The sequence below is a fragment of the Nonomuraea sp. NPDC048901 genome (assembly GCF_040649695.1).
Classification (GTDB): domain Bacteria; phylum Actinomycetota; class Actinomycetes; order Streptosporangiales; family Streptosporangiaceae; genus Nonomuraea.
This window is the reverse complement of sequence record NZ_JBEZFW010000001.1, coordinates 715,924-739,538: the sequence shown is the minus strand read 5'-3', so window position 1 is coordinate 739,538 and position 23,615 is coordinate 715,924. Positions and strand designations below refer to the sequence as shown.

Sequence of the window (23,615 nt, the reverse complement as noted above, 5' to 3'; positions counted from 1 at the left end):
GTATGGCTCCTGAACCTGATCCCAAGCCGCCGGAGCGGCCGGATACCGTCACCGTCACGCCCCCCGGCGGGGACTACGACTCACTCTGGGAGATCGCCCAGCGACTCTTCGAGGACCCTTCACTCTGGGAGAGCATCTACCAGGCTAACCGCGACGTCCTCGACAGCCCCCACGACGTGCGGCCGGGCATGCGGCTCCGCCTGCCGATGGAAATCTACCCGGGTCACATCAGGTCCGCCGCCGGGGGCTTCGACACCGAGAAACACGACCTCGGCGAATTCGTCAACGCCGCGGCGGCGGAGCTGAACGCCATCGGCAACTTCTGGGGCGACGACAAGCTGGGGACCACCTTCCTCAAGGGCGAAGGCGGCCGCGTGGGCTACGAGGCCGTGTCAGGTCAGATCATCGAGGGCATCGACGCCCTCCAGGACGCCCATCACGAGATCCCGAAGCGCCTGCGGCTCGTGGCCGACCGGACCGAGGTCACCGACTGGGAGAACGTGACCACCGTCCTCGCGGCGCTGCCCACCCCTGACCCCGATCGGCCGATCTGGGGCGAGCCACACCGTTAACGGCGGCCAGGACGAGCGTTGGCGGCAGTCAGGACGAGTAGCTGTGGTCAGGACGAGCGCGACAGCACCGAGCGGACGGCCTCCGGGGTACGGCCGACGACGGCCGCCCCGTCCCCAGCGGTGATGATCGGGCGCTGGATGAGCATCGGGTGGCTGGCCAGCGCCTTGATCCAGCGGTTCCGGTTGGCCGCGTCGCGCGGCCAGCCGGCGATGCCGAGGTCGGTGGCCGTGGCCTCGCCGAAGCGGGTGATGTCCCACGGTTCGAGGCGCAGCCTGGTGAGCACCTCGCGCAGCTCGAGCTCGTTGGGCGGGTCGTCGAGGTAGCGGCGAATGGTGTAGTCGGCGTTCTCGGTGTCCAGGAGTTCGAGCGCGGAGGTGCACTTGGAGCAGTCGGGGTTGATCCAGATCTCCATGCTGACTTCCTTTGGGGATGCGAGGAGCGCGGAGCCATCCGGCAAGGCGTCCCATGGAAAAACAGGGGGCGCACTGGACGTGGCCAACCCCCTATTTCACTAGCAAGTGTTAGCCATTCGGATTACCACGTCAATCTGCGACACCGCTTATACGGCTTCCGCCACCCGGCCACGCGCCGCGTCGAGCCGGGTTCCAGCCGCCCCGCCCACCACGGCCCAGAGCACCGCGGTCACAGAGTGTGACATAACGGGCGTCTCTTAAGTAAAATCCCAAACCATCGTTTACGGCCGCAAACCCCCGGCCAAGCAGGGGTTCCCGACGCCTCAGACCCCCCTCTGGTTTACCCCCGTCACACCTGGATGTCCGAAATTTCATGACAAAGGGTGCCTGGCACCGACAGAATGCGGAACGCCCACCCGCCGTCCATCCATACGGAGGACACCCATATGCGTAGACCCCTAGGGGTACTCGCGTGTGTTGTGAGCCTGGCCACCCTCGGTGCGCCGATCGCCACGGCCCACGCCGCGACGGTGCCGCAACCCGCATGCCGCGTGACTGTCGCCAAGCCGCAGGTCACCGCCGCCGGAAAGATCCAGACATCCGCCACCAGGCGCGGCTGCGAAGGCAGCGCCCTCGTCCGCGTCCGCATCAAGCGCGCGGTGGCCGGCCCCGACCGGATCGTCAAGAGCGCGTCGGGCAGGGGCATCAGCCCTCGGGTCACGGTCTCGATGCTGTGCGCCCCCGGTGTCTACTACGCGGTCGCCACCGACTACGCCGGCAACTCCGGCAAGTCGCGGCCGGTCCGGCTGTCGTCCTGCACGCCGACCACGCCGACTCCGACTCCCACCGACACGACCACACCGACGCCATCACCGAAGCCGACGGCCACCGCCACTCCCACTCCGACCGACACGACCAATCCGCCGACTGACGTGGTGGGAACGGTCGACGAGAACGAGGTCCTGCGGCTGACCAACGCCGAGCGGGCGAAGGGCGGCTGCAAGCCGCTCAAGCACGACGCCCAGCTGCACAAGGCCGCCTTCGGCCACTCCTCCGACATGGCGACCAAGAACTACTTCAGCCACACCTCGCAGGACGGCCGCAGCTTCATGGACCGCATCCGCGGGGCGGGCTTCACCGGCGGAACGGGCTGGGCCGAGAACATCGCCATGGGCCAGCCGACCCCGGCCTCGGTGGTCACCGGCTGGATGAACAGCGCGGGCCACAAGGCCAACATCATGAACTGCAAGTACAACCTCATAGGTGTCGGCGCGGCCAAGAACTCCAAGGGCCAGATCTACTGGACCCAGGACTTCGCCGCCAAGTAGCGGCCGCCCGAGCAGAACGATGCCCCGCGGCCGGCCGCCCGGCCGCGGGGCATCACCTCAGTCAGGGCCTGGCACTCGCCAGGCCACCCGGCCGGGCGCTCATCAGGCTTGGCGCCACTCCGCCACGCTGCCGGGCTCGTGCAGATGCAGATCAGGAGCCCCTTCCAGGGCCTTCTCCTCGCCACCGGGCGTGTACGTGACGATCAGCCGCAACGGCCGCCAGGTCGAGTTGAACGTCGAGTGGTAGGCCCCCGCCGGAATGTGCACGGTGTCACCCTCCTTGATCGGGAACGGTTCACCGTCGTCGACCATCTGCGACGCCTCGCCCGAGATGACGTAGATGATCTCCTCGGCCGTCGGGTGGTTGTGCCGGGCATGTCCCTGCCCGGGATTGATGATGACCTCGCCCAGCGTGCTGCTCGCCCCCTCGATGGCCGACGGGGTGACGAACCACTTGATGGACCCCCAGTCGAAGGCCATCGTGGGCACGGAGTCCGGACTGACGTGCATGGGCAGCTCCTCAGAAGTTCAGTGACTTGAAGGCTCGTACCTGCTCGGTGATGGCCCGCTCCGTGGGCAGCCGCTCGACGGACGAGGCGCCGAAGAAGCCCACCACGCCCTCGGTGTGCGACAGGACGTGGGCCGCGTCGGCGGGCTCGGCGATCGGGCCGCCGTGGCAGAGCACGAGGATGTCGGGCCGGACGACCGCCGCCGCGTCGCGCATGGCCTGTACCCGGGTCACGGCCTCGTCCAGGGTCAGGGCGGTGCCCGCGCCGATGCTGCCCTTGGTGGTCAGCCCGACGTGCGGGACCAGCACGTCGGCGCCGGCCTCGGCCATGGCTCGGGCCTGGTCCTCGTCGAAGACGTACGGGGCCGTCACCAGGTCGCGCTCGTGGGCCAGCCGGACCATCTCCACCTCCAGCTCGTAGCCCATGCCGGTCTCCTCCAGGTTCTGCCGGAAGACGCCGTCGTACAGGCCCACGGTGGGGAAGTTCTGGACGCCCGCGAAGCCCATCGCGGCCAGCTGGTCGAGGAAGCGCGGCATGACCCGGAACGGGTCGGTGCCGCAGACGCCCGCGAGCACCGGGGTGTCGGCGACGACGGGCAGCACCTCGGCGGCCATCTCGACGACGATCTGGTTCGCGTCGCCATAGGGCAGCAGCCCGGCCAGCGAGCCGCGCCCGGCCATCCGATAGCGGCCGGAGTTGTAGATGATGATCAGATCGACGCCGCCGGCCTCGGCGCACTTGGCCGACAGGCCGGTGCCCGCGCCCGCGCCGATCACCGGCCGCCCCTCCGCGAGGGTACGGCGCAGCCTGGCCAGCACCTCCTGCCTGGTCATGCGGCATCCCCTCCGAGCTGCCTGGTCATGCGGAATCCTCTCCCGAGATCAGGCGATGCAGCCGCTCGGCCATCGCCCGGCCGAACTCCGGATCGTTGATGTGCAGGTCGAACCGCTTGGTCGCGGGAAAGGCGGCCAGCGCCTCGAAGCAGGCCGCGTCGGCCTTGGGATCGTGGAAGTCCATGCCCGGCGCGTCCAGCGCGGACACGCCGCCCAGCGGGACGAACAGCTCCGTCGGGCCGCTGGCCGCGCCGAGCTTGGCGGCCACCCGGGCGCCCAGCTCGGCCATCTCCTCCGGCGTGGTGCGCATCAGCGTCACGGTCGGGTTGTGCACGTACAGCAGCCGGCCCGCGAACCGCTCGGGCACGGTGTCGCGCGGGCCGAAGTTGACCATGTCCAGCGCGCCGGGGGCGACCACCTGCGGCACGCCGTGCGCGCCCGCCGCCGTCAGCCGGTCAGGTCCGGCCGACAGCACCCCGCCGACCAGGTCGTCCGCCAGTTCGGTGGTGGTCAGATCCAGCACCCCGGCCAGCAGCCCGCTCGCCGCCAGCCCCTCCAGTGCCCGGCCGCCCGACCCGGTCGCGTGGAAGACCAGCACCTCGTAGCCGAGCTCGGCCAGCCGCTCGCGCGCCGCGTCCACGGCGGGCGTGGTCACGCCGAACATCGACGCGCCGATCAGCGGCCGTTCGTCGCTCTGCGTCGTACGCACCGCCCTGGCCAGCTGGTGCGCCTTGGCCATGCCCGCCGCCGCGGCGGCCGCATTGCCGAGAATCGCCCGGGAGACCCGGTTGACGCCGGCGATGTCGACCACGCTGTACATCAGCGTGACGTCCCTTGCTCCGACATAAGGCGACACATCGCCCGACGCCATCGTGGACACGATCAGCTTGGGCAGGCCGATGGGCAGGTCGCGGACGGCTCGCGCGGCGATCGACGATCCACCGCTACCGCCCACGGCCAGCACCGCGTCGACCCGGCCCTCGGCGTACAGCCCGGTCAGGATCGCCGCCGCGCCCTCGCCCATGGCGGTGACGGCGGCCCCGCGGTCGCCCCCCTCCTGGAGCGCCCGCAGGTCACCTCCGCCCGCCGCGGCCACCTGCTCGTTGGAGACGTCGGCGAGCAGCGGCACGCCGGGCTCCTTCACTCCCGCGTCGACCACGAGCACATCGCTGCCCAGCTCCACCAGCCGGTTGCGCAGCCAGGCGTACTCCTCGCCCTTGGTGTCGAGCGTCCCGATCAGTACGACGGTCGGCATCTCACGCCACACCCCTCTGTTCGAAGACCTTCTTCGCCACATTGATCGCGTTGATCGCCCTTGGGAAGCCCGCGTACTGGACGCAATGAATGATCACCTCGACGATCTCCCCGGGCGTGAGGCCCACGTTGAGCCCCGCGTTGATGTGCCCGGTGAGCTGAGGTTCGACGCCACCGATGTTGACCAGCGAGGCGATCGAGGCGATCTGCCGCTGCTTGAGGTCCAGGCCGGGGCGCGAGTAGATCTCGCCGAAGTTGAACTCCACGCCGTAGCGCCCGAGGTCGGCGCCGGGGCCCGACAGCGCGTCGAGCAGCCGGTCGGCCGCGCCCTCGCCGTACACCTCGTCGTACTTGGCTCTGCCGCTGTCCATCGACATCAGATCGAGTGACCTCCGTCCTGGGGCAGGATGACGCCGGTCAGGTAGGCGGCGGACGGCAGGCAGAAGTGCACGATGCTCTCCGCCAGGTCCTCCGGACTGCCGAGCGTCCTGGTGGGGATCTGGCCCAGCAGGGCCTCCCGCTGCTCGGGCGTGTCGCGGTCGCGGCCCGGCGTGTGCTGGGCGCCGGGGGCGATGCAGTTGACCGTGATGCCGTCGGTGGCGTACTCGATGGCCAGGGCCTTGGTCAGGCCGACCACGCCCGCCTTGGCGGCGGCGTAGCCGCTCGCGTGCCGGACCAGGCGCCCGCCGCGCAGGGCCGCGATGGAGGCGATGTTCACGATCCGGCCGCCGCCGCGCGCCAGCATCGACGGTACGACCGCGCGGGTCACGTTGAAAACACTGGTCAGATTGACGTCGACCATCCGCTGCCACTCGGCGGCGGTCATCTCGTGGAACGGCCGCACCATACCGCCGCCCGCGTTGTTGACCAGGATGTCGATCCCGTCCCAGGCCCGGACCACCTCGTCGATCGCGCCCTGGGTCGCGTCGAGGTCGGTGATGTCGGCCTTGAGCTCCAGCGCCTCCCGCCCGGTCTCGCGTACGGCCGCGCCGAACAGCTCCAGCCCCTCGGCCGCCACGTCCAGCCCGGCGACGTCGCAGCCCTCCCTGGCCAGCACCTGGGCGAACACCTTGCCCATGGCACCGCCGGCGCCGGTGATCACGGCCTTCCTGCCTGCCAACCTCATAACGCAACCTTTCACTTAAGCGCTCCGGCGGTCATGCCCTGAATGAAGTGCCGCTGGAGGAGGAGATAGAGGGCGATGATGGGGATGCTCGCCAGCGTCACCCCGGCCGCGATCATCGACCGGTCCACGCTGTACTCACCGACGAAGAACATGATCCCGGTGGAGATCGGGCGCAGCCCCTCGTCCTGCCCGTACAGCAGGGGGATCAGGAACATGTTCCAGGTGAACATGAACTGCAGCACGACCAGCGTGATGATGCCGGGCCTGGCCAGCGGCAGGACGATGCGGGTGAAGACCCGCCACTCGGTGGCGCCGTCGATCCGGGCCGCGTTCGAGATCTCCTCGGGCAGCCCGCGGAAGAACGCGCGCATCAGGAACACCCCGAAGGCGAGGCCGAGCGCGACGCTCGGCACGATCACCCCCCAGTACGTCCCCAGGATGCCCAGATCCCTGACCAGGTAGTACTGCGGAATCATGATCGACTGAAACGGGATCATGATGCCGAGCAGAAAGGCGCCGAAGATGATCCGCTCGCCGGGCAGCCGGCGGGTGCCCAGGGCGTACCCCGCGAGGCAGGAGAAGAAGGTCACCAGCGGCACCACGAAGGCGGCGTACAGCACGGAGTTGCCGATGTAGGAGCCGAACCGGCCGGTCGTCCACGCCTCGGCGAGGTTCTCCCAGTGCAGCGCGGTCGGGATGCCGAACGGGTCCTGGTTGATCTCCGACGTGCTCTTCAGCGCCGAGAACCAGATCCACAGGAACGGCATCACGAACAGCAGCGCGAACAGCCCGAGTATCAGGTACCTGGCCGTCTTCACGGTGATCGTCATGCGCGCTCCCTGACCCGGACCACCGCGACCGACACCAGGAGCGAGATCACGGTGAGCACCAGCGACAGAGTGGAGCCGTAGCCGACCTCGTTCTCCATGAACGCCTTCTGGTAGGTGTAGGTGGCGATGAGCTGGGTGGCGTTGTCCGGGCCGCCCTTGGTCATGATCCAGACGTGGTCGAACGCCTGGAAGCCGTGGACCAGCAGCAGCACGGTGACGAGCGTGATCGCGTTGGACAGCTGCGGGATCACCACGTGCCGGAAGCGCTGCCAGCCGTTCGCGCCGTCCATCCGGGCCGCGTCGAGCAGGTCGGTGTCCACGTTGTGCAGCGCGGCGGTGAAGATCACGAAGGCCAGTCCGACGGTCGCCCAGACCGAGGCCACCATCACCGCGTACAGGGCGAAGGTCGGGTCGCCGAGCCAGCCTCTGGTCCACGATTCGAGGCCCACCGCCTCCAGCGCCCGGTTGAGGATGCCGAAGGCCGGGTTGTAGATCCAGCTCCAGACGATGCCGACGATGATCGCGGGCAGCACCTGCGGCATGAAGTAGATCGTGCGCAGCGCGGTGAAGCCCCGTGGCCGGTTCCACACGAACATGGCCAGCAGCAGCGCCACGCCCATCGTCAGCGCGGTGCCTGCGACGACCCAGACGAGGTTGTGCCCGAGCGAGCGCCAGAACAGGCCGTCTCCGAGCATCCGCTGGAAGTTGGCCAGGCCGACGAACCGCTTCTCGGGGCTGGCGCCGTCCCAGTCGGTGAGGCTCAGGTAGACCGACTGGGCCAGTGGCCACAAGATGAAGCCCGCGTACAACAGCCCGGCCGGGACCAGGAAGAGGTAGCCGAGCGTGCGGCCGGACGGCGACGGGGTGACGCGGGCCCCGCGACGCGTAGCGGTAAGAGTGAGCGTCATGAGGTCACTCCCGCCTCCCACGCCTTCTGCAGCTCCTCCGCCTGCTTGGCCGGGGTCTTGTCCCCGGCGACCACGGCCTGGAAGCCGCTGGTCATCGCGTTGAGGAAGCCGGGCGCGGCCAGGCCGTGGTTGACGGCGTAACCGATGTTGGTCTTGGCGTCGCCGCCGCCGGTCTGGGCCGCCTGCATGGCGAGCTTCTGCAGCGGGCTGAGGTTCCAGCCCGCGGAGTCGAACGGCACCGGGGGGAAGATCTTGGCGCCCTCGACCCAGAGCCGTACCGCCTCCGGCTTGTAGAGCGAGTCGAGGAACTGGGCGGCCACGTCCGCGTTCTTGCTCTTGGCCGAGATGTAGTAGGCCGAGCCGATGCCGCCGGGATAGACGCGGGGTCCGCCGTTGACCGAGGGCATGGCCATGATGCCGATCTCCTGGCCCTGCATCTCCTTCTCGATCGTGCCGACCGCCCAGGTGCCGTTGAGGTTCATCAGCGCCTTGCCGGCCAGGAAGAGCGACTGGGCGTCGGGGCCGCCGAGCGAGTTGAGATCCTTGATGAACCCGCCGGCCTTGACCAGGTCGACGAAGAAGAGCTTGATCGCCTCGACCAGCTGCGGGGTGTTCCAGCTGCCCTTGTTGTCGAAGATCAGGTCGCCCATCGGCTGGGCGCCCGCGAGGTTGTTGGCCATCATCGAGAAGGCCCACCAGCTCGGGTAGACGTCCGACTGGCCATACGCGATGGGCGTGTAGCCCTTCTTGGCGGCGGCCGAGGCGAAGGTCAGTAATTCGTCGAAGGTCTCGGGGACGGTCAGGCCCGCCTTGTCGATGAGGGTCTTGTTGTAGAACAGGACGGTGTTCTCCGACTCGTCGGGCAGGCCGTAGAGCTTGCCGCCGAGCGACGCCTCCCTGATCGCGAACGGCGTCAGCCGGTCCAGCCAGCCGTACTTCGCGGCCACGTCGTCGAGCGGCTTGATCAGGCCGGCCTCGGCCAGCACTCCGGCGTTGCCCGCGCCGACCTGGTAGTAGATGACGTCCGGGCCGGTGCCCGAGGCCAGCGCGGTCTTGCCGACCGTGGTGAGCTGGTCGCCGGTCTGCGAGGTACGGGTGATCGTCGCACCCTTGAACAGGTCGTAGACCTTCTTGACGGTCTCGTTCTGCGGGGAGGTGGTGAACTGGTCCCACACCTTCAGGCTCGCGCCGGCCGTACCTCCGCTCGCCGGTGCGGGGTCCGTCCGGCCCCAGCCGCAGGAGCTGAGCGTCACCGCCGCGGCGGCCAGGCCACCGGTGCGGAGGAAATCGCGGCGCGTGGGGGTGTTCAAGGCGTTGTCCTCTCATGGGCGGCCCAGGGGGCCGTGAAACGGTGATGTCCGGAGGCCACCGAGCACACGACCGTCCCGTCACGCCGTTCGAGGACGGTGACGTGGGCGGTGGACTCGATCGCCTCGGGATCGCCGGTGGGGAGGTGCACCGTGGCGTCCGTCCCCGGGGGGATCAGCACGTCCACCGTGAGCACGCCGTCCGTCACCGACCATGCGGACTCGACTCGCCCCCGAGCGGTCTCCTGCACGGCGCGGGCCCGGGTGAGCTTGCCACCCGGCCGCGGGCGGATCACCAGACCGGCGTACGCGGATGAGTCCGCCGTCTGGCCGATCCCGGCGACTCCTCCGTAGAGCCAGTCGCCGATGGCGCCCAGGCTGTAGTGGTTGAAGGAGTTCATGGTGGCCGCCTGGAAGCCCCGGTCGGGGGTCCAGCCGTCCCATCGTTCCCAGATGGTCGTGGCGCCGTGCCTGACGGAGAACAGCCAGCTGGGAAAGGTCTCCTGGTGGAGAAGTTCGTAGGCCAGGTCGGCGCGGCCGATTCTGGTGAGCACCGGGCACAGCAGCGCGACCCCGAGGAAGCCGGTGGTGAGATGGCCGTCGTGCGCGGCGATGTCACGCACGAGGTGCTCGGCGGCCACTTCGGCGGGCATGAGGCCGAACTCGATGGCGAGTAGGTAGCAGGTCTGGGTGTCGCCGTGGATGCGGCCGTCCGGCGCGACGAACTCCTGGTTGAAGGCTCTTCTGATCGCCGCGGCCAGCTGCTCGTACCGTTCGGCTTCCGGCCGGTCGAGGATCCGCGCCGCCTCGGCGACGAGCGTGGCCGACTGCGCGAAGTAGGCCGTGGCCAGCACGTCGCGCGGGGTGTCCACGCCGATCTGGAGCCAGTCGCCGTAGTTCCTTCCGGTACGGCGGCGCCAGATCAGGTCGGGGTTGTGCCGTTCGATCTGGTCCACCCAGGCGGCCATCGCGGGCAGGCAGCGCTCCAGCACGCGGCGGTCGCCGTACAAGCGGTAGAGCGACCAGGGGACGATCACTCCCGCGTCGCCCCAGCCCGGCGCCCCCTCCCTGGTCAGGCAGACCAGCGGCGCCACGTCGGGGAAGGATCCCTCCGCGTCCTGCCCGGTCAGCACGTCCTCCATCCAGTCGGCGAAGAAGGCCGAGACGTCGGCGCCGCGGGCCGCCGTGGGGAGGAAGACCTGGGCGTCCGCCAGCCAGCCGAGCCGCTCGTCGCGCTGGGGGCAGTCGGTGGGCACCGAGACGAAGTTGCCGCGCTGGCCCCAGCGGATGTTCTCGTGCAGCCGGTTGACCAGCGGGTCGTCACAGGAGAACTCCCCGGTCCACGGCAGCTCGCTCTGCAGCACTCGCCCGGTGACCTCGATCCGCCCGTCGAATCCGGTGATCTCGACGTAGCGGAAGCCATGGACGGTGAAGGCGGGCTCGTACACCTCCACCGGGTCGCCGCCGCAGACATAGACGTCGGTGGCCTCTGCGCGGCGCAGGTTCGCCAGGTGCAGGGAACCGTCCTCCTCCAGGATCTCGGCGTGGCGGAGCTGGATCCGCCGCCCGCGCTCGGCGCCGTGAACGGTGAGCCGGACCCGGCCGACCATGTTCTGGCCCAGGTCGGCGATGGTCTCGCCCCCGGGTCCGCGCAGGACGCGCACGGTCGGGAGGTCTTCGACCACGCGTACGGGGGCGCTGCGTGACCAGACCAGCTCCGAGGTGTCCGTGCCGGTGACGGCCACGGGCGTCCAGGCGGCGTCGTCGTAGCCGGGGCCGTCCCAGCCGTCCAGCCTGGCGCGGGCGTCGTAGTACTCGCCCATCAGCAGGTCGGAGTGGCGCAGCGGGCCCGGCGACTCGCGCCAGTCCTCATCCGTGGCGATCACGTGGCGTGATCCGTCGGCGAACTCCAGCACGAGCTGGGCGATGAGCGCGGGCGCGTCGCCGTACAGCTTGCCCGCCTTGCGGGGGTCCATACCGACGAAGCCGCTCCACCAGCCGTCGGCGAGCAACGCTCCCAGGACGTTCGGCCCTTTGTGCAGCCGCGCCGTGACGTCGTAGGACTGGTACCTGATCCGGTGGCGGTAGTCGGTCCAGCCCGGCTCGAGCTCGGCGTCGGAGACGCGCACGCCGTTCAGCGAGAACCGGTGCAGACCGCGGGCGCTGGCGTACAGTCGCGCCCGCACGGGGAGTTCGGCCAGGTCGAAGGCCCGGCGGAGGTGGGCGCAGGCGGTCAGCTTGCGGGTGGTGAAGGAGCGGTCGTCCTCGACCGGCGGCTCGAAGACCGGCTGCGCGCCATCGTCCCTGGCGATCCAGGCCGCGCGCCAGCCGCCCATGAGCCCCGTCTCGAACCACGAGTCCGTACGGCCCGCCGCGGTTCCCCACGCGTCACGCACCTCCACCGACCAGTCGTAACGGGTCGAGGGCCGGAGGGGCGCTCCCTCGTAGACGACCTGGTGCTCGCCGGCGCCTCCGGTGTCCCAGACGACCTGGTCTCCGGCACGCACGATCAGCCGGTAGGCGGTCTGGCGATCGCCGTGGTCGTCGGAGCGGAGCTTCCAGGACAGACGGGGCGCGGTCTCGTCCATGCCGAGTGGCTGTTCGAGGAACTCGCAGGTGAGGCCGTACGGAGACAGGCTGGGCATGGGCTTGACCACTTCCCTTCGCAGGCCCACAACCGATCTGAATCGTTTTAAGAGGGCCGGTGTGGCGCACGTTACATCGATGTTGCGCGATTGGTCAACCGGTTGACCAATGCCGCTTTTGGGACGTACCGTCCCATGTCATGGACTACGCGCTGCTCGGCCCGACGGGCATCAGGGTGTCGCGGCTCTGCGTCGGCACGGCGACGTTCGGGGTGGCCCCCAGCGCCGCCGACGCCGCCGGGCTCGTGCGCGGCGCGCTGGACCATGGGATCAACTTCTTCGACACCGCCAACGCCTACGGCAACCGCCCGCAGTTCGACCGCCCCGGCGTACCGCCCTGGACCGAGCGCGAGTCGGCCGAGGAGATACTCGGCCGGGCGCTGGCCGGCCGGCGGGACGAGGTCGTCCTGGCGACCAAGGCCCGCGAGAGCGTCGGACCCGGCGTCAACGACCGGGGCCTGTCACGGCGGCACCTGATCCAGCAGCTCGAACGGAGCCTGCGCCGCCTCCGCACCGACCACGTGGACCTCTACTACGCCCACCACCCCGACCCCGACACGCCGCTCGAACAGACCCTCGCCACGCTCGACGACCTGGTCCGTCAGGGCAAGGTCCGCCATGCGGCGCTGTCCACCTATCCCGCGTGGGAGACCGTCCAGGCCCTGTGGATCTGCTCGGCGCGCAACCTGCACGGCCCGGTCTGCGTCCAAGTGCGCTACAACCTGTTCGACCGCACACCGGAGGCGGAGCTCGTCCCTGCCTGCCTGCGCCTCGGGCTGTCCTTGGTCGCGTTCAGCCCACTGAACGGCGGCCTGCTGGCCGGGACCGGCGGGCGGGAGTACAGCGGGGAGCGGCGCTGGGGTGGCGGCGGCTTCTCACCCGAACACCTGGCGACGGCCGGGCGCCTGGATTCACTGGGTGCCGAGTGGGGCCACCCGCCCGCCCACCTGGCCCTCGCCTGGCTGCTGTCCCGCCCGGCGGTGGCCAGCGCGGTCATCGGCCCGGAGGACCTCACTGAGCTCAGGACCAGCGTGGCCGCCGCCGACCTACGCCTGGAACCGGCCCAACTGGACGCGCTGACCGCCGTCCCGTCGTACCCACGCACCGCCCAGAGCCTGCTCAGGCTGCGGAAGAGCGAGCGATGACCGTCTCCTTCCTGCTCGCCGGTCCGCATCTGGACCGAGTACGACTCGGCGGGCTGCTCCTGCTGCGCCGGGTGGGCGTGCTGGTCAGGGACGGCCGGTGGATGACCGTGCCGGGGCGACTGCTGCGGACCGACCCCGGCACGACCGCGAACTCGTCATCGCTCTCCCTCTCGCTGGATGTGCGGCACGGCGCGGACTTCAGCTGGCGCGGAACGGCGACCGTCACGGAGGACTCACTCACGTTCGCGTTCGACGGTCGGGCGGAGCGCGACTTCGAGCGAACCAGAATCGGACTCTGCCTCATCCACCCGCCGCATCTGGCGGGCACCCCGGTCGAGGTCAACGGGCAGGCCGCCGGGGAGTTCCCGCAGCGAATCAGCCCGCATCAGATCTTCACCGGCATCAGGACCATGCGCTACCGGGACGGTGGGGCGCTGGTCACGATCGAGCTGGACGGCGAGACCTTCGAGACCGAGGACCACCGGAACTGGAGCGACGCCGGCTACAAGACCTATGGGACGCCGCTCGGGCTGGGCCGGCCGGTGACGGTACGCCGCGGCGACCACGTCCACCAGCGCCTCCACCTGACGGTCACCGACTACCCGCCATCCCAGTCACGCCCACCCCGGCGCCGGATCCGCGGTGGCCCGACGACACGGGTACGCCTCCGAATCCCGCAACCCCCTTCCGAAGACCCACTTGCGTTCGCGGAACCGCACACCCAGCGAGAAAAGCCAGCCGGGGGGACGCTTCCGTCAGTGGGGCTGTACCTGAGGCGGCCCCCGGTGGACGGGCGGAAGCTTGCCGGACCCTCGTTCCTGCACGGGACCGTGGATCTGGACGAGCCAGGGTGGCGCGAGGTGGCCGACCGGTTCTCCGCCGCCGCCAGGGCAGCCGGGGCGACGCTCACGCTGAGCGCCGTCTGCTCGTCGTCCGACCAGGTGGCCGCACTGCGTGACGTCCCGGGCCTGGACACGCTCCTGGTGTTCGACCGTACACACGGCACTCCCCGAGAACTCGCCGAGGCCGCCCGGCGGTCCTTCCGGCGTATGCCACCGCCATTCCACGGTGCGCAGGTGCCCTTCGCCGGGCCGCCGGTGCGGATCGGCGGCGGCAGTCGGGCCCACTTCGCCGAGCTGAACCGGGCCGTGTCTCTACCGTCCGACCTGCTCGACCTGGTCTGCTTCCCCATCGCGGCCCAGACCCACCACGACGACGAGGCCAGCGCGCGGGAAACGCTGGCGGTCCACCCGCTGCTCGTCGGGCAAGCCGCCGAACACTGCCTGCCCGTGCTCGTGGGGCCGGTCGGCCTGCTGCCCACCTTCGGCTTCGCCGCCCCGCGCGGCGCTCACGATCCCGCGCCGTCCGCCCTCTTCCGCACGACCTGGCTAACTGCCGCCCTGATCACTCTCGCCAACGCCGGAGCAGCCGCGATCTCCGTCGACGCCTGCGATGCCGCCGACGCCATGTCGTCCGGGCTGCGGCATGTGCTCGCCGCCCTGCGTCCCTTCGTAGGAGGGCAGCTCGTCGACGCCGGGCTACCGGCGGGTCTGGTCGGCTTGGCCGTGCACCATGGCGGACGACGGCTCGTCCTGGCAGCGGCGCTGGACGCCGACGGCCGTGGCGACGGCCACCGCGACGGCGACGGCGGCCACTGCGGTGGCGGCGGTGGTGGCGGCGGCGAGCCGGTCTTCATCGGCACTCGGGGCTACACCGTCACCACAGTCACCGGTGGTGGCGACGCGGGCGGCGTGGTCGTACAGGAGCATCCGCCCGGTACCGAGACGACGGCCCTCACCGCACCGGCCGTCGCGATCCTCATCGCACCCCGCAAGCCTCACACCCGCAGGACCCCGCCCTCAGAAGGAGACCATTGATGCCCTTCAGGATCGGCCTGACCCGAGACTTCCTGACCGACGACGGGCGGATCGGCTGGGGTGACATCGGCCTGTCCGCGCTCGACGCGGCCGACGGGGTCGAGTGGGACTTCATCGAGGCCGTGGCCGGTGACATCCCGCCCGAGGCGGTGCGCGGCTATGACGCCCTGATCGTCCTGACCCCCAGGGTCACCGCCGACACGCTCAAGGGCGCCGACCGGCTGGTCCTGGTCGCCCGGTTCGGTGTCGGCTACGACAACGTGGACGTCGAGGCGTGTACCCGGCACGGCGTGCTGGTCACCATCACGCCCGACGGCGTGCGCGGGCCGGTGGCGGTGTCGGCGTTGACGATGCTGCTCGCCGCCGCGCACCGGCTCGGCGAGAAGGATCGGCTGGTACGCGCGGGACGGTGGAACGACAAGCTGGACTACATGGGGACCGGCGTCACCGGTAGGACGCTCGGCCTGGTCGGCTGGGGCAACATCGGCCGCGAGCTGTCGCGGCTGTGCGCGCCGCTGGGCATGCGGCAGCTCGCCGCCGACCCGTACGCCGATCCCGAGCGGGCGGCGGCGGCCGGTGTCACGCTCGTCGAGCTGGACACGCTGCTCGCCGAGGCCGACTTCGTGGTGATCACGTGTGCGCTCACCCCGGAGACCCACCACCTCATCGACGCCGGGCGGCTGGCCGGGATGAAACCGACCGCGTACCTGGTCAACGTCGCCAGAGGTCCGATCGTCGACCAGGCCGCGCTCACTGCGGCGCTCACCCAGGGGCGCATCGCGGGGGCGGCGCTGGACGTGTTCGAGGTCGAGCCGCCCGATCCGGCCGACCCGCTGCTGGCGCTGGACAACGTGCTGCTCAGCCCGCACGCCGTCGCCTGGACCGACGAGCTCGCGCTGGGCAACGGGCGCGGCGCCATCCAGGCCGCTCTCGATGTCGCCGCCGGTCGCGCACCGGCGTACCCGGTCAATCCGGCGGCACTCGACCACCCGCGTCTCTCCTCAAAGGCCCTCCAGTGACCGACCCCGCACCCCACTTCTCCAGAATCTGCAGAAAGGTCCTCCGTTGACCGGTCCCATCAAGCAGGCGCTCCACAGCGGCGAGCTCGTGCTCGGCACCTTCGTCTTCGAGTTCGCGACCACGGGCATCGGCCGGCTCGTGGCGGGCGCCGGAGCGCAGTTCGTCATCTATGACGCGGAGCACACCGGCTGGGGGTGGGAGACCCTCGGCAAGGTCGTGGCCACCACCCGGCCGACCGGCGTCGAGCCGTACATCCGCGTCCCCACCGCCGAGCGCACCCAGATCTCCCGCGCGCTGGACGCCGGCGCGCGCGGGATCATGATCCCGATGGTGGACTCTGCCGACCAGGCGCGGGACGTGGTGCGCTGGGCGAAGTACCCGCCCGACGGAGTACGGGGGGCGGCCTTCGGGGTCGCGCACGATGACTACGTCGTCACCGACAACGTGGCCTACATGCGCGACACCAACGCCCGGACCATGGTGATCACCCAGATCGAGACCGTCGCCGGTCTGGAGTCCGTGGAGGAGATCGCCGCGGTGGACGGGGTGGACGTGCTCTGGATCGGGCATTTCGACCTGACGAACAGCATGGGCATTCCCGGACAGTTCGACCATCCCGACTACCTGGCGGCGCTCGACCGGGTGGCCAAGGCGGCGCGGGCCGCCGGCAAGTTCGCCGGGTTCATGGCGGGGAGCAAGGAGGAGGCCGCCATGCTCGTCGAGCGCGGGTTCAGGATCCTAGCGTACGGCGGCGATCTGTGGATCTATCAGGCGGCACTGCGGACCGGGTTGCGCGAGGTCAGGAAACTTGGCTGACTTCGACCACGTCGACCACGTCGGGATCGCCGTCCACGACGCCGACCAGGCCCTGCCCTTCTATGTGGAGCGGCTGGGCATGACGGTGATCGGCGACGAACGGGCGGAGGATCCCGGGGTGCGGCTCACGTACCTCGACGCGGGCAACGTCATGCTCCAGCTCGTGCAGCCGTTCAGGGACGGGCCCGTCGCCCGCTTCCTGCGCGAGCGTGGTGAGGGGCTGCACCACGTGTGCTTCAGCGTCGCCGACATCGAGACGACGCTCGCGGGCCTGCCGGGGCAGGAGAGCGCCCAGATCTTCATGGGCGGCCGGGGCCGGCGAGCCTGCTTCCTGCTGGGGGAGCCGAACGGCGTCCGCGTGGAGCTGACCGAGCGGGATCCGGTGCGATGAGCCGGGTCATCGTCCTGGACGACGATCCCACCGGCACCCAGGCCGCCGCCGATGTGCCGGTGCTGCTCGACCCGGACGCCGAACTCCCCGCCGACCCGTCGTACTACGTCCTCACCAACACCCGCGCCATGGAGGAGGGCCGGGCCGTGAGCCTGGTACGCCGGCTGCGCGACAGGTGCGGCGACGACGCCGAGTACGTCCTGCGCGGCGACTCCACCCTGCGCGGGCACGTGTTCGCCGAGGCCGACGCGCTCGGGGCGGCCGACGGGGTGCTGGTGTTCGTCCCGGCCTATCCCGCCATCGGGCGGGTGACGGTCGGCGGGGTTCACCGCGTCATGGTGAACGGCCGCTGGATGGTGGCCGCCGACACCGAGTTCGCCGCCGACCCGGTCTTCGGCTATTCGGCCAGGACGATGACGGAGTGGGTCAGGGAGACCGGCGGGCGCGCGGCGACGACGGTCCCTCTGGAGACGGTACGGCGCGGCGGTCTGGATCCGGTGCTGCGCCGGGCCGTACCGGGGGCGGTCATCGTCCCCGACGTGGAGACGGACGCCGACCTGGCGGCCATCTCCGCCTCGATCGACGCCGCCCGATCCGCGAACGTCCCCGTCGTGCTGCGCTGCGCCGCGCCACTCGCCGCCATGCGCGCGAGACGCCTGGCGTACGGGCTGCTCGACCGGCCGCTACACCGCCGTCCCGGCGGCACGCTGGTCGTCTGCGGGTCCCATACCGAGGCCGCCGGCGCGCAACTCGCCGCACTCGCCACCGAACTTCGCGTTCCCGTACGTACGGCGTCCACCGAGGCCGCCCTGTCGGAGCCCGAGGCAGAGGGCCGCCGGGTCGCCGGACTCGCCCGCTTCGACCTCGCCGAACGGGGTGTCGCCCTGGTCGCCAGTGAGCGGGTCAGGCATTCCCGGCACAGTACGCTCGGGCACGGCGCCAAGGTCATGGCCGCACTGTGCGCTACGGTGACCTCGCTCCGTCCGCGCCTCACCGCGGTGATCGCCAAGGGTGGCATCACCTCGGCGCAGGTCGCGCGCGACGGGCTGGGGGCGGATCGCGCGCGCGTGCTGGGACCGCTGCGGCCCGGCGTGGCCGTTTGGGAGATAGGCGTACCCGTCGGGGCTACGCTCTCCTACGCCGTCGTACCCGGGAACGTGGGCGACGAGCGAACCCTGGTGGACGTGGCGGACGCCTTCGGGCTGCTGGGACCTTCGGGTCGACAAGCCTTGGGGCCGACGATGGCTTGAGGCAGACGATGGCTTGAGGCTGGCCCTCGGGCTGACGAGGCCTTCGGGCTGATGAGGAAGGGAAGACCGTGGCGGAGTCCGAAGGCAAGGCCAGGCGCGCGGGGAGAGCGGAGACGGCGTCCATCTCCCTCGCCGCGCCCCAGCGCGAGAGCACAGTGGTCGACATCGCCAGGCAGCTGCTGTCCCAGTTGCTCTCGGGCCACCTCGCGCCGGGCACCCGGCTGCCGTCCGAGCGCCAGCTGTCCGAAACGCTCGGCGTCGGACGCTCCACGGTCAGGGAGGCGCTGAAGGCCCTGGACGTGCTCGGCATCATCGAGGTACGTCAGGGAGACGGGACCTACCTCAGGCAGAGCACGTCCAGCCTGCTGCCCAGCGCCATCGAATGGGGTCTCATGCTGGGCCAGCCCCAGGTCCTCGACCTGATCGAGGCCCGCAAGCACATCGAGGTGGTGATCGCCGAGCTGGCCGCCGAACGCGCCGACGCCGCAGCCGTCGAGGAACTGCGCGCCCACCTGGCCGACATGCGCGCTGCCCAGGACAGCACGGCCTTCGTGGAAGCGGACGTCGCCTTCCACCTCACGCTGGCGCACGCGGCGGGCAACTCGGTCCTTGACGACATTCTCGGCAGCATCCGCTCGCTCCTGCGGGTCTGGATCCGGCGGGCGATCCACGAGGCGGGAGAGACCCAGACCACCATCGCCGAACACGCGGCCGTGCTGGCCGCGATCGAACAGCGCTCGCCGTCGGCGGCCGTCACAGCCATGCGCGGCCACATGGACGCCGCCAGCGGCCGCCTGCACCGCTCCCTCCAGGACGACGAGTCTCCCCACAAGGACGACGAAGCCTGACGCCTCCGACAGCCTGACGCCTCCGACAGGACGACGAAGAGCGGATGGTCTCGGTCGCGCGAGCTGACATAGCGGACAGCCATGCGGTACCTTGATCAATGTCGGTTGAAACGACGGCCGAGGCGCCGGTTGAGCAGGAAGGGAGCGAGGAGCGTATGACCGCCCGTTGGGTGGCCGCTGTGCGCGGCATCTCCTCCTCTGTCCTTCCGGGCTGCCCGGGAGCCGGTCACTGCCGCTGAGCTCGGCCGTTCTCCGCGGGAGCCCTCTCTTCCGATGAAGGGTTCCGTTGAACACCACACCGCTCGACATCACGCCGTTCAACATCGCAACGCGGGCGGAAACGCCCGAAGACGCCGCCGCCATCCGCGCGGTGAACCTGTCGGCCTTCCCCACCCCGCTGGAAGCCGACCTCGTCGAGGCACTGCGCCTCGACCCGGCCTGGATTCCGGGCCTGTCCTGGGTGGGGGTCGCCCCTGACGGGGAGATCGTCGCCTATGCCCTCCTCACCCGCTGCCACGTCGGGCAGGCGCCCGCGCTGGCCCTCGGGCCGGTTGCCGTGTCGCCGGCCGTACAGAAGCAGGGGGCGGGCGCGGCAGTGACCCGGGCGGCGCTCCAGGCGGCCCGCGAACTGGGCGAGAGTGCCGTGGTCGTGCTCGGGCATCCCGAGTACTACCCGCGCTTCGGGTTCACGATCGCCTCCGGTCACGGCATCGGCGTGTCCTTCGACGTGCCCGACGAGGCGTTGATGGCCATGTCGCTGGACGGGAGCCCGCTGCCGGCGGGCACGATCCGGTACGCGCCGCCGTTCGGCGTGTGATCCCGCGCTGAGCCGGCGCTAAAAAGCCCGCGCCGCCGTACCAGCTCAGTTGGTACGGCGGCGCGGGCGCCCGCGTTGGCGGGACCGGCCACGGGGAGGGCCGGGCCCACAGCGCGGGCTGGTTCCGCGACGAGGGCCTCCCGATATTCGCCCTCGTGGCGGTGGTCGGCTACTTGCCCTCGTGACGGTGGTCGTCGCGGTGGTCGGCGCCGCGGACGACGGTGAACTGGGCGGTGGCGGTCCGGTTGCCGACCTTGACGGTGACCGTCTTGGCGCCGAGCTTGGCCTTGGCCGGTACGGTCAGCGTCTTGGTGACCGTCCGCTGGTCGAGCGACACGCGGTAGCTCTTGCCCTCGGGGCTCGTGATCGTGGCCGCCTTACCCGCCGACGCGCCCTTGACCACGATGGTCACCCCGTAGGAGGCGCCCTGCTTGACGCGGGTCGGGTTGACCGAGACCTCGAGAGAGGCCGGGCTCCGGTGCTCCTTCAAGTAGAGGGTGGAGGCCGTGGTCTCCCGCTCGTGGGCGGTGGAGGTCGGGCGCTTGGGCCGCGCGTTGTCGTCCGTCGCGGTGGGGCGGCCGGTCTTGACCGGTGCGGTGGGCTTGGTGGTCGGGGTGGTCTTCACGCCCGGGGTGACCGTCGGAGCGGGCTGCGGCTGGCCGCTGTCGGCGAAGGCGCCGCCCGCGAACGGCAGGGCGACGAGGGCGGCACTGGCCAGGGTCACGGTGAGGGGCTTCAGGAAACGCACTGAGATCAACGTCCAATCCTGGATGACCCGGCCGCATCCCGATGAATTCGGCCCCCGAAGGTCATCCGCACGCCCTGAACTCTCCCGACGCCACATGAGAGATGTCTGATATGCCGCTTTGTTTTATCTATGTCGGGTTGACATAAATTTTGCGGTCCCGCCGGCGGCGAGAGTGCGTCGACCGTGTCGGGTCATGGTCGATGGTCACGACCGCCCAGATTGCGCGTGCTCTCGGGCCCGTCTGGCAGGGGCAGGCGGCGCTCCTCGACCGGTCGGGAGCCGGTGTCCAGGCGGCGATTTTCCGTTCCAGCAGGCAGGCCGCAAGATCTCCCATTTTTCGGGAGGGAGTATGAGAGGCCACGTGCTAGCGTGGCAGCTGTTGCAGTTTTGGTACCCACGAACTTTGCGCGCCCGACGGGTTCCGCCCCGAAGGCGTGTTGTTTTCACCGGTCATTTCCGGATGGGTCATTGCGGCGACATGGGATTCGTGACCTGCGAGTCCCGGCTCTGCGCCTATCAAAGGAGATCGACATGGCGACTGGCACCGTGAAGTGGTTCAACTCTGAAAAGGGCTTCGGCTTCATCCAGCAGGACGGCGGCGGCGCCGACGTCTTCGCCCACTACTCGAACATCGCCGCCCAGGGCTTCCGCGAGCTGCAGGAAGGCCAGAAGGTGAGCTTCGACATCACGCAGGGCCAGAAGGGCCCGCAGGCCGAGAACATCGTTCCGGTCTGATCTACGACGTAACACCACGACGAGCCGGGGTCCGCACACGCGGGCCCCGGCTCGCGTGTGTTCAGAAGCGCGGGGGTCAGAAGCGGCGGTAGGTGATCGGGCCGTGTTGGACCGCCACCTCTCCCACCCGGACGTTCGCCCCCGGGTGCGGCGCGTGGATCATCTTGCCGTCGCCTATGTAGATTCCCACGTGGTCGGGCGGGGCGCCGAAGAAGACGATGTCACCGGCCTGCGGTGGCCCTGAGATCGGGTGCCCGCTCGCCTGGTAGCCGGCCGCCGTGGTGTCGCCGATCTTGATGCCCGCCTGGTTCAGCGAGTAGTAGACGAGCCCACTGCAGTCGAAGGCGCTCGGGCCGTTGGCGCCCCAGACGTACGGCTTGCCGAGGTGCTGCCGCGCCGCGTTGACGATGTCGGCGCCGGTGCCGCCACCCGGCACGTACGGCACGGCCTGGGCGACCGCACCCCCGGAGCCCCCGGAGCCCGAAGATCCGCCGGACCCGGAAGACGCGGCCACCGGGGCGGACGCGGAGGCGGGGCTGTAAGCGTTGCCGTTGCCGTTCGCGCTCGCCAGTGTCGTCTTCTGCCAGTCGGGAAGCGGCGTCGGGTCCCAGTGGACGGTGTGGCCCGGCGCCGGCACGAACGTCTGGTCGCCGGGCGCCTTGATGGCGGCGAACGTCGCCTCCCGCCCGTTCCAGTGCTCGCCGATCGTCTTCACGGCCTGGTTCACGACCTTGTTGACCGAGGTGAGGTGCGTTTTCGCGTCCTCGACCGCGTCGGCGACGGGAGAGGCGAGCGCCTTGTCGAACTCTGCCTGCGTGGCGTCCGGATTGTTGGTCTTGTAGGCGCGGGCCTTGTCGAGGACGTCGCCGCAGATCCCGCGTACCTTCGAGGCGGCCGTCTCCAGCGCCTGGGCGACGTCGTCGAGAACCGTCGCGCTGTTCGTCAGGGCGTCGTGGAGCGCGCCGCCGGCCGTGGAGTAGCGGCGCATGTACTTGTCGAAGGCGTCGGCGGAGTCGCCCTGCCAGGCCGTGTTGACGCCCTTGACCGACGTGCCGAGGCGGCCGACGTACTCGCCGGTCTTGCCGCCGGCGCCGCGCCAGCGCTTGGCCACGCCGCGGACCGAGCCGGGATCGCCACTGACGGACTTGAGGATGTTCGCAAGGCCGTCACCGCCGGGCAGGTCGCCGAGCTCCACGCTTCACTCCTTGATCAAGCGCCCGAGGCCTGGTTGGCCGTGTGGACGTTGTCGCGTACCTTCTCCAGCGCCCGCTCGACGCCCTGGAGCTTGTTCTGGACATGTCCCAGCTCGCTTGAGACCCCGGTCTCGATCTTGTCGAGGAGGGCGGCCAGCGAGGAGGAGCCGGTCAGGTCACCGAAGATCGAGGAGTTGGCGGTCTTGGCCGGATACCCGCCAGCGAGGTCGGCGAACTCCTTGGACAAACGGTTCGCCGCCGACTGGCAGTCTTCGAGCGCCTGGCGGTGAAGGTCGACCTTCGCCATCAGCGATCCTCCAGGGGTACGGGACCGACGGTGACGCGCCCATCAAACTGCGCATCCCCCACAAGGAGCTGATCGTATCGGTAAGCCCCTAACGGGTCAGCTCCGGACGCCAGGCCAGGAGCACGCCGAGGGTGGCGTACCCGATGATCAGGTGCGGCCCGCCCACCCACCGGGACGCCTGCTCGCCGAACACGATGAACAGCGGGACCGTCACGACGGCCCAGCTCTCGGCGATCAGCGGCCACCAGCGCAGCGGCCCGCGCCACCGTCCGGCCACCGCGAGCTTCACCGCGATCACCATCATGCCGAGCATCGACAGCGGCCAGAAGAGGTCGAGGACCGCCAGCAGCGGACCGTCCTGCTGGGGCTCGGGCAGGACGCCGTGCAGCAGCGACCAGACGCTGGCCAGCGCGAGCAGCACCGCCTCGACCCGGAGCATGCCCCGGGAGATCCGGGTGAGCCCGGTGGCCTGGCTCCTGGCCTGCACGGTGAGCAGGGCGAACACGCCGCCCTGGAAGAGGAGCCCGGTCAGGTCACCGACGCGCTCCTCGAACCCGGTGTTCTGCGTCCCGTACAGAAAGATGCTCGCCGCCCAGGCGAGTGTGCCGGCGGTCAGCGACAGGCCCAGGCCGCGCACCATGCCGAGCGAGAGCGGGGGCTTACCGGTGATGGGCGGTTCATCGGAGACGGGCATGTCAGTGCGGGCTTTCGCGGGTGTCGTCGTGATGTGCGGGTCCATGGT

Annotated in this window: 25 protein-coding genes; 11 read left to right on the top strand and 14 right to left on the bottom strand. The window is 70.2% G+C overall.

All coding sequences use genetic code 11. The features are described from left to right. Positions 1 to 2 precede the first annotated feature (2 nt). Positions 3 to 572 (top strand): LysM peptidoglycan-binding domain-containing protein, encoded by a 570-nt coding sequence (locus tag AB0C30_RS03665; protein WP_357939190.1) that lies wholly within the window; start codon positions 3 to 5, stop codon positions 570 to 572. 47 nt (positions 573 to 619) lie between these two features. Here the strand turns inward: AB0C30_RS03665 and AB0C30_RS03660 are convergent, their stop codons facing one another. Next, positions 620 to 985: an ArsC/Spx/MgsR family protein gene (locus tag AB0C30_RS03660; protein WP_357939188.1), complete on the bottom strand. Its 366-nt coding sequence runs from the start codon at positions 983 to 985 to the stop codon at positions 620 to 622. 447 nt (positions 986 to 1,432) lie between these two features. Between AB0C30_RS03660 and AB0C30_RS03655 the strand changes: the two genes are divergently transcribed. Next, positions 1,433 to 2,314 carry a CAP domain-containing protein gene (locus AB0C30_RS03655; protein ID WP_357939186.1) on the top strand — a complete coding sequence of 294 codons (882 nt, stop codon included), beginning with the start codon at positions 1,433 to 1,435 and terminating at the stop codon, positions 2,312 to 2,314. A gap of 102 nt (positions 2,315 to 2,416) precedes the next feature. Here the strand turns inward: AB0C30_RS03655 and AB0C30_RS03650 are convergent, their stop codons facing one another. Genes AB0C30_RS03650 through AB0C30_RS03610 form a run of 9 tightly spaced genes read right to left on the bottom strand, consistent with a single transcriptional unit; the run spans position 2,417 to position 11,726 of the window. Continuing rightward, entirely contained in the window at positions 2,417 to 2,824 is a 408-nt protein-coding gene (locus AB0C30_RS03650) for a cupin domain-containing protein (protein ID WP_357939184.1), read from the bottom strand. Between the two features lie 10 nt (positions 2,825 to 2,834). After that, complete coding sequence (locus AB0C30_RS03645) at positions 2,835 to 3,656, bottom strand: phosphoenolpyruvate hydrolase family protein (protein WP_357939182.1); 822 nt, start codon at positions 3,654 to 3,656, stop codon at positions 2,835 to 2,837. 25 nt (positions 3,657 to 3,681) lie between these two features. Next, positions 3,682 to 4,911, bottom strand: coding sequence for a Tm-1-like ATP-binding domain-containing protein (locus AB0C30_RS03640; RefSeq protein WP_357939179.1), 1,230 nt, complete (start codon positions 4,909 to 4,911; stop codon positions 3,682 to 3,684). Between the two features lies 1 nt (position 4,912). Then, positions 4,913 to 5,287, bottom strand: a complete 375-nt coding sequence (locus AB0C30_RS03635; RefSeq protein ID WP_357939177.1) for a carboxymuconolactone decarboxylase family protein — start codon at positions 5,285 to 5,287, stop codon at positions 4,913 to 4,915. After that, positions 5,287 to 6,036 (bottom strand): SDR family NAD(P)-dependent oxidoreductase, encoded by a 750-nt coding sequence (locus AB0C30_RS03630; protein WP_357939175.1) that lies wholly within the window; start codon positions 6,034 to 6,036, stop codon positions 5,287 to 5,289. The genes AB0C30_RS03635 and AB0C30_RS03630 overlap by 1 nt, the downstream gene beginning before the upstream one ends. Before the next feature lie 11 nt (positions 6,037 to 6,047). After that, complete coding sequence (locus AB0C30_RS03625) at positions 6,048 to 6,866, bottom strand: carbohydrate ABC transporter permease (RefSeq protein WP_357939173.1); 819 nt, start codon at positions 6,864 to 6,866, stop codon at positions 6,048 to 6,050. Further along, positions 6,863 to 7,774: a sugar ABC transporter permease gene (locus AB0C30_RS03620; RefSeq protein WP_357939171.1), complete on the bottom strand. Its 912-nt coding sequence runs from the start codon at positions 7,772 to 7,774 to the stop codon at positions 6,863 to 6,865. Before AB0C30_RS03620 ends, AB0C30_RS03625 begins: the two co-directional genes overlap by 4 nt. Continuing rightward, positions 7,771 to 9,084: an extracellular solute-binding protein gene (locus tag AB0C30_RS03615; protein WP_357939169.1), complete on the bottom strand. Its 1,314-nt coding sequence runs from the start codon at positions 9,082 to 9,084 to the stop codon at positions 7,771 to 7,773. Before AB0C30_RS03615 ends, AB0C30_RS03620 begins: the two co-directional genes overlap by 4 nt. Then, on the bottom strand, positions 9,081 to 11,726 hold the full coding sequence (locus tag AB0C30_RS03610) for a family 78 glycoside hydrolase catalytic domain (protein WP_357939167.1): 2,646 nt from the start codon (positions 11,724 to 11,726) through the stop codon (positions 9,081 to 9,083). The genes AB0C30_RS03615 and AB0C30_RS03610 overlap by 4 nt, the downstream gene beginning before the upstream one ends. A gap of 140 nt (positions 11,727 to 11,866) precedes the next feature. Between AB0C30_RS03610 and AB0C30_RS03605 the strand changes: the two genes are divergently transcribed. From AB0C30_RS03605 to AB0C30_RS03570, 8 genes are all read left to right on the top strand, one after another. Beyond that, positions 11,867 to 12,871: an aldo/keto reductase gene (locus AB0C30_RS03605; RefSeq protein WP_357939165.1), complete on the top strand. Its 1,005-nt coding sequence runs from the start codon at positions 11,867 to 11,869 to the stop codon at positions 12,869 to 12,871. Then, on the top strand, positions 12,868 to 14,748 hold the full coding sequence (locus tag AB0C30_RS03600; protein WP_357939163.1) for a hypothetical protein: 1,881 nt from the start codon (positions 12,868 to 12,870) through the stop codon (positions 14,746 to 14,748). Before AB0C30_RS03605 ends, AB0C30_RS03600 begins: the two co-directional genes overlap by 4 nt. Further along, positions 14,748 to 15,767 carry a hydroxyacid dehydrogenase gene (locus AB0C30_RS03595; RefSeq protein WP_357939161.1) on the top strand — a complete coding sequence of 340 codons (1,020 nt, stop codon included), beginning with the start codon at positions 14,748 to 14,750 and terminating at the stop codon, positions 15,765 to 15,767. Before AB0C30_RS03600 ends, AB0C30_RS03595 begins: the two co-directional genes overlap by 1 nt. Positions 15,768 to 15,813: 46 nt before the next feature. Further along, a complete protein-coding gene (locus AB0C30_RS03590; RefSeq protein ID WP_357939159.1) occupies positions 15,814 to 16,584 on the top strand; it encodes an aldolase/citrate lyase family protein in 771 nt (256 codons plus the stop codon). Next, positions 16,577 to 16,975 (top strand): VOC family protein, encoded by a 399-nt coding sequence (locus AB0C30_RS03585; RefSeq protein WP_357939157.1) that lies wholly within the window; start codon positions 16,577 to 16,579, stop codon positions 16,973 to 16,975. The genes AB0C30_RS03590 and AB0C30_RS03585 overlap by 8 nt, the downstream gene beginning before the upstream one ends. Then, positions 16,972 to 18,225, top strand: coding sequence for a four-carbon acid sugar kinase family protein (locus AB0C30_RS03580; protein WP_357939155.1), 1,254 nt, complete (start codon positions 16,972 to 16,974; stop codon positions 18,223 to 18,225). The genes AB0C30_RS03585 and AB0C30_RS03580 overlap by 4 nt, the downstream gene beginning before the upstream one ends. A gap of 68 nt (positions 18,226 to 18,293) precedes the next feature. Next, a complete protein-coding gene (locus AB0C30_RS03575; RefSeq protein WP_357939153.1) occupies positions 18,294 to 19,073 on the top strand; it encodes a FadR/GntR family transcriptional regulator in 780 nt (259 codons plus the stop codon). Between the two features lie 286 nt (positions 19,074 to 19,359). Then, entirely contained in the window at positions 19,360 to 19,890 is a 531-nt protein-coding gene (locus AB0C30_RS03570) for an N-acetyltransferase (RefSeq protein ID WP_357939151.1), read from the top strand. Positions 19,891 to 20,059: 169 nt separating this feature from the next. Here the strand turns inward: AB0C30_RS03570 and AB0C30_RS03565 are convergent, their stop codons facing one another. Beyond that, on the bottom strand, positions 20,060 to 20,647 hold the full coding sequence (locus AB0C30_RS03565) for a hypothetical protein (RefSeq protein WP_357939149.1): 588 nt from the start codon (positions 20,645 to 20,647) through the stop codon (positions 20,060 to 20,062). 522 nt (positions 20,648 to 21,169) lie between these two features. Between AB0C30_RS03565 and AB0C30_RS03560 the strand changes: the two genes are divergently transcribed. Continuing rightward, complete coding sequence (locus tag AB0C30_RS03560; RefSeq protein WP_214640926.1) at positions 21,170 to 21,373, top strand: cold-shock protein; 204 nt, start codon at positions 21,170 to 21,172, stop codon at positions 21,371 to 21,373. A gap of 76 nt (positions 21,374 to 21,449) precedes the next feature. Here AB0C30_RS03560 and AB0C30_RS03555 read toward each other — a convergent pair whose 3' ends face one another. From AB0C30_RS03555 to AB0C30_RS03545, 3 genes are all read right to left on the bottom strand, one after another. Further along, positions 21,450 to 22,568 (bottom strand): NlpC/P60 family protein, encoded by a 1,119-nt coding sequence (locus AB0C30_RS03555; protein ID WP_357939148.1) that lies wholly within the window; start codon positions 22,566 to 22,568, stop codon positions 21,450 to 21,452. Between the two features lie 14 nt (positions 22,569 to 22,582). Further along, positions 22,583 to 22,873 (bottom strand): hypothetical protein, encoded by a 291-nt coding sequence (locus AB0C30_RS03550; protein ID WP_357939146.1) that lies wholly within the window; start codon positions 22,871 to 22,873, stop codon positions 22,583 to 22,585. Between the two features lie 88 nt (positions 22,874 to 22,961). Beyond that, the gene (locus AB0C30_RS03545) at positions 22,962 to 23,612 is read right to left on the bottom strand and encodes a hypothetical protein (RefSeq protein ID WP_357939145.1); all 651 of its coding nucleotides are present in this window, start codon (positions 23,610 to 23,612) and stop codon (positions 22,962 to 22,964) included. Positions 23,613 to 23,615: the final 3 nt, after the last annotated feature.

Excerpts from the sequence above, each read along its gene's own strand:
- AB0C30_RS03650 (WP_357939184.1), bottom strand. The coding sequence starts at position 2,824 with ATGCACGTCAGTCCGGACTCCGTGCCCACGATGGCCTTCGACTGGGGG.
- AB0C30_RS03595 (WP_357939161.1), top strand. The coding sequence starts at position 14,748 with ATGCCCTTCAGGATCGGCCTGACCCGAGACTTCCTGACCGACGACGGG.
- AB0C30_RS03610 (WP_357939167.1), bottom strand. The coding sequence starts at position 11,726 with ATGCCCAGCCTGTCTCCGTACGGCCTCACCTGCGAGTTCCTCGAACAG.
- AB0C30_RS03600 (WP_357939163.1), top strand. The coding sequence starts at position 12,868 with ATGACCGTCTCCTTCCTGCTCGCCGGTCCGCATCTGGACCGAGTACGA.
- AB0C30_RS03640 (WP_357939179.1), bottom strand. The coding sequence starts at position 4,911 with ATGCCGACCGTCGTACTGATCGGGACGCTCGACACCAAGGGCGAGGAG.
- AB0C30_RS03550 (WP_357939146.1), bottom strand. The coding sequence starts at position 22,873 with ATGGCGAAGGTCGACCTTCACCGCCAGGCGCTCGAAGACTGCCAGTCG.
- AB0C30_RS03630 (WP_357939175.1), bottom strand. The coding sequence starts at position 6,036 with ATGAGGTTGGCAGGCAGGAAGGCCGTGATCACCGGCGCCGGCGGTGCC.
- AB0C30_RS03635 (WP_357939177.1), bottom strand. The coding sequence starts at position 5,287 with ATGTCGATGGACAGCGGCAGAGCCAAGTACGACGAGGTGTACGGCGAG.
- AB0C30_RS03660 (WP_357939188.1), bottom strand. The coding sequence starts at position 985 with ATGGAGATCTGGATCAACCCCGACTGCTCCAAGTGCACCTCCGCGCTC.
- AB0C30_RS03605 (WP_357939165.1), top strand. The coding sequence starts at position 11,867 with ATGGACTACGCGCTGCTCGGCCCGACGGGCATCAGGGTGTCGCGGCTC.
- AB0C30_RS03655 (WP_357939186.1), top strand. The coding sequence starts at position 1,433 with ATGCGTAGACCCCTAGGGGTACTCGCGTGTGTTGTGAGCCTGGCCACC.
- AB0C30_RS03645 (WP_357939182.1), bottom strand. The coding sequence starts at position 3,656 with ATGACCAGGCAGGAGGTGCTGGCCAGGCTGCGCCGTACCCTCGCGGAG.
- AB0C30_RS03545 (WP_357939145.1), bottom strand. The coding sequence starts at position 23,612 with ATGGACCCGCACATCACGACGACACCCGCGAAAGCCCGCACTGACATG.
- AB0C30_RS03665 (WP_357939190.1), top strand. The coding sequence starts at position 3 with ATGGCTCCTGAACCTGATCCCAAGCCGCCGGAGCGGCCGGATACCGTC.
- AB0C30_RS03620 (WP_357939171.1), bottom strand. The coding sequence starts at position 7,774 with ATGACGCTCACTCTTACCGCTACGCGTCGCGGGGCCCGCGTCACCCCG.
- AB0C30_RS03560 (WP_214640926.1), top strand. The coding sequence starts at position 21,170 with ATGGCGACTGGCACCGTGAAGTGGTTCAACTCTGAAAAGGGCTTCGGC.
- AB0C30_RS03625 (WP_357939173.1), bottom strand. The coding sequence starts at position 6,866 with ATGACGATCACCGTGAAGACGGCCAGGTACCTGATACTCGGGCTGTTC.
- AB0C30_RS03580 (WP_357939155.1), top strand. The coding sequence starts at position 16,972 with ATGAGCCGGGTCATCGTCCTGGACGACGATCCCACCGGCACCCAGGCC.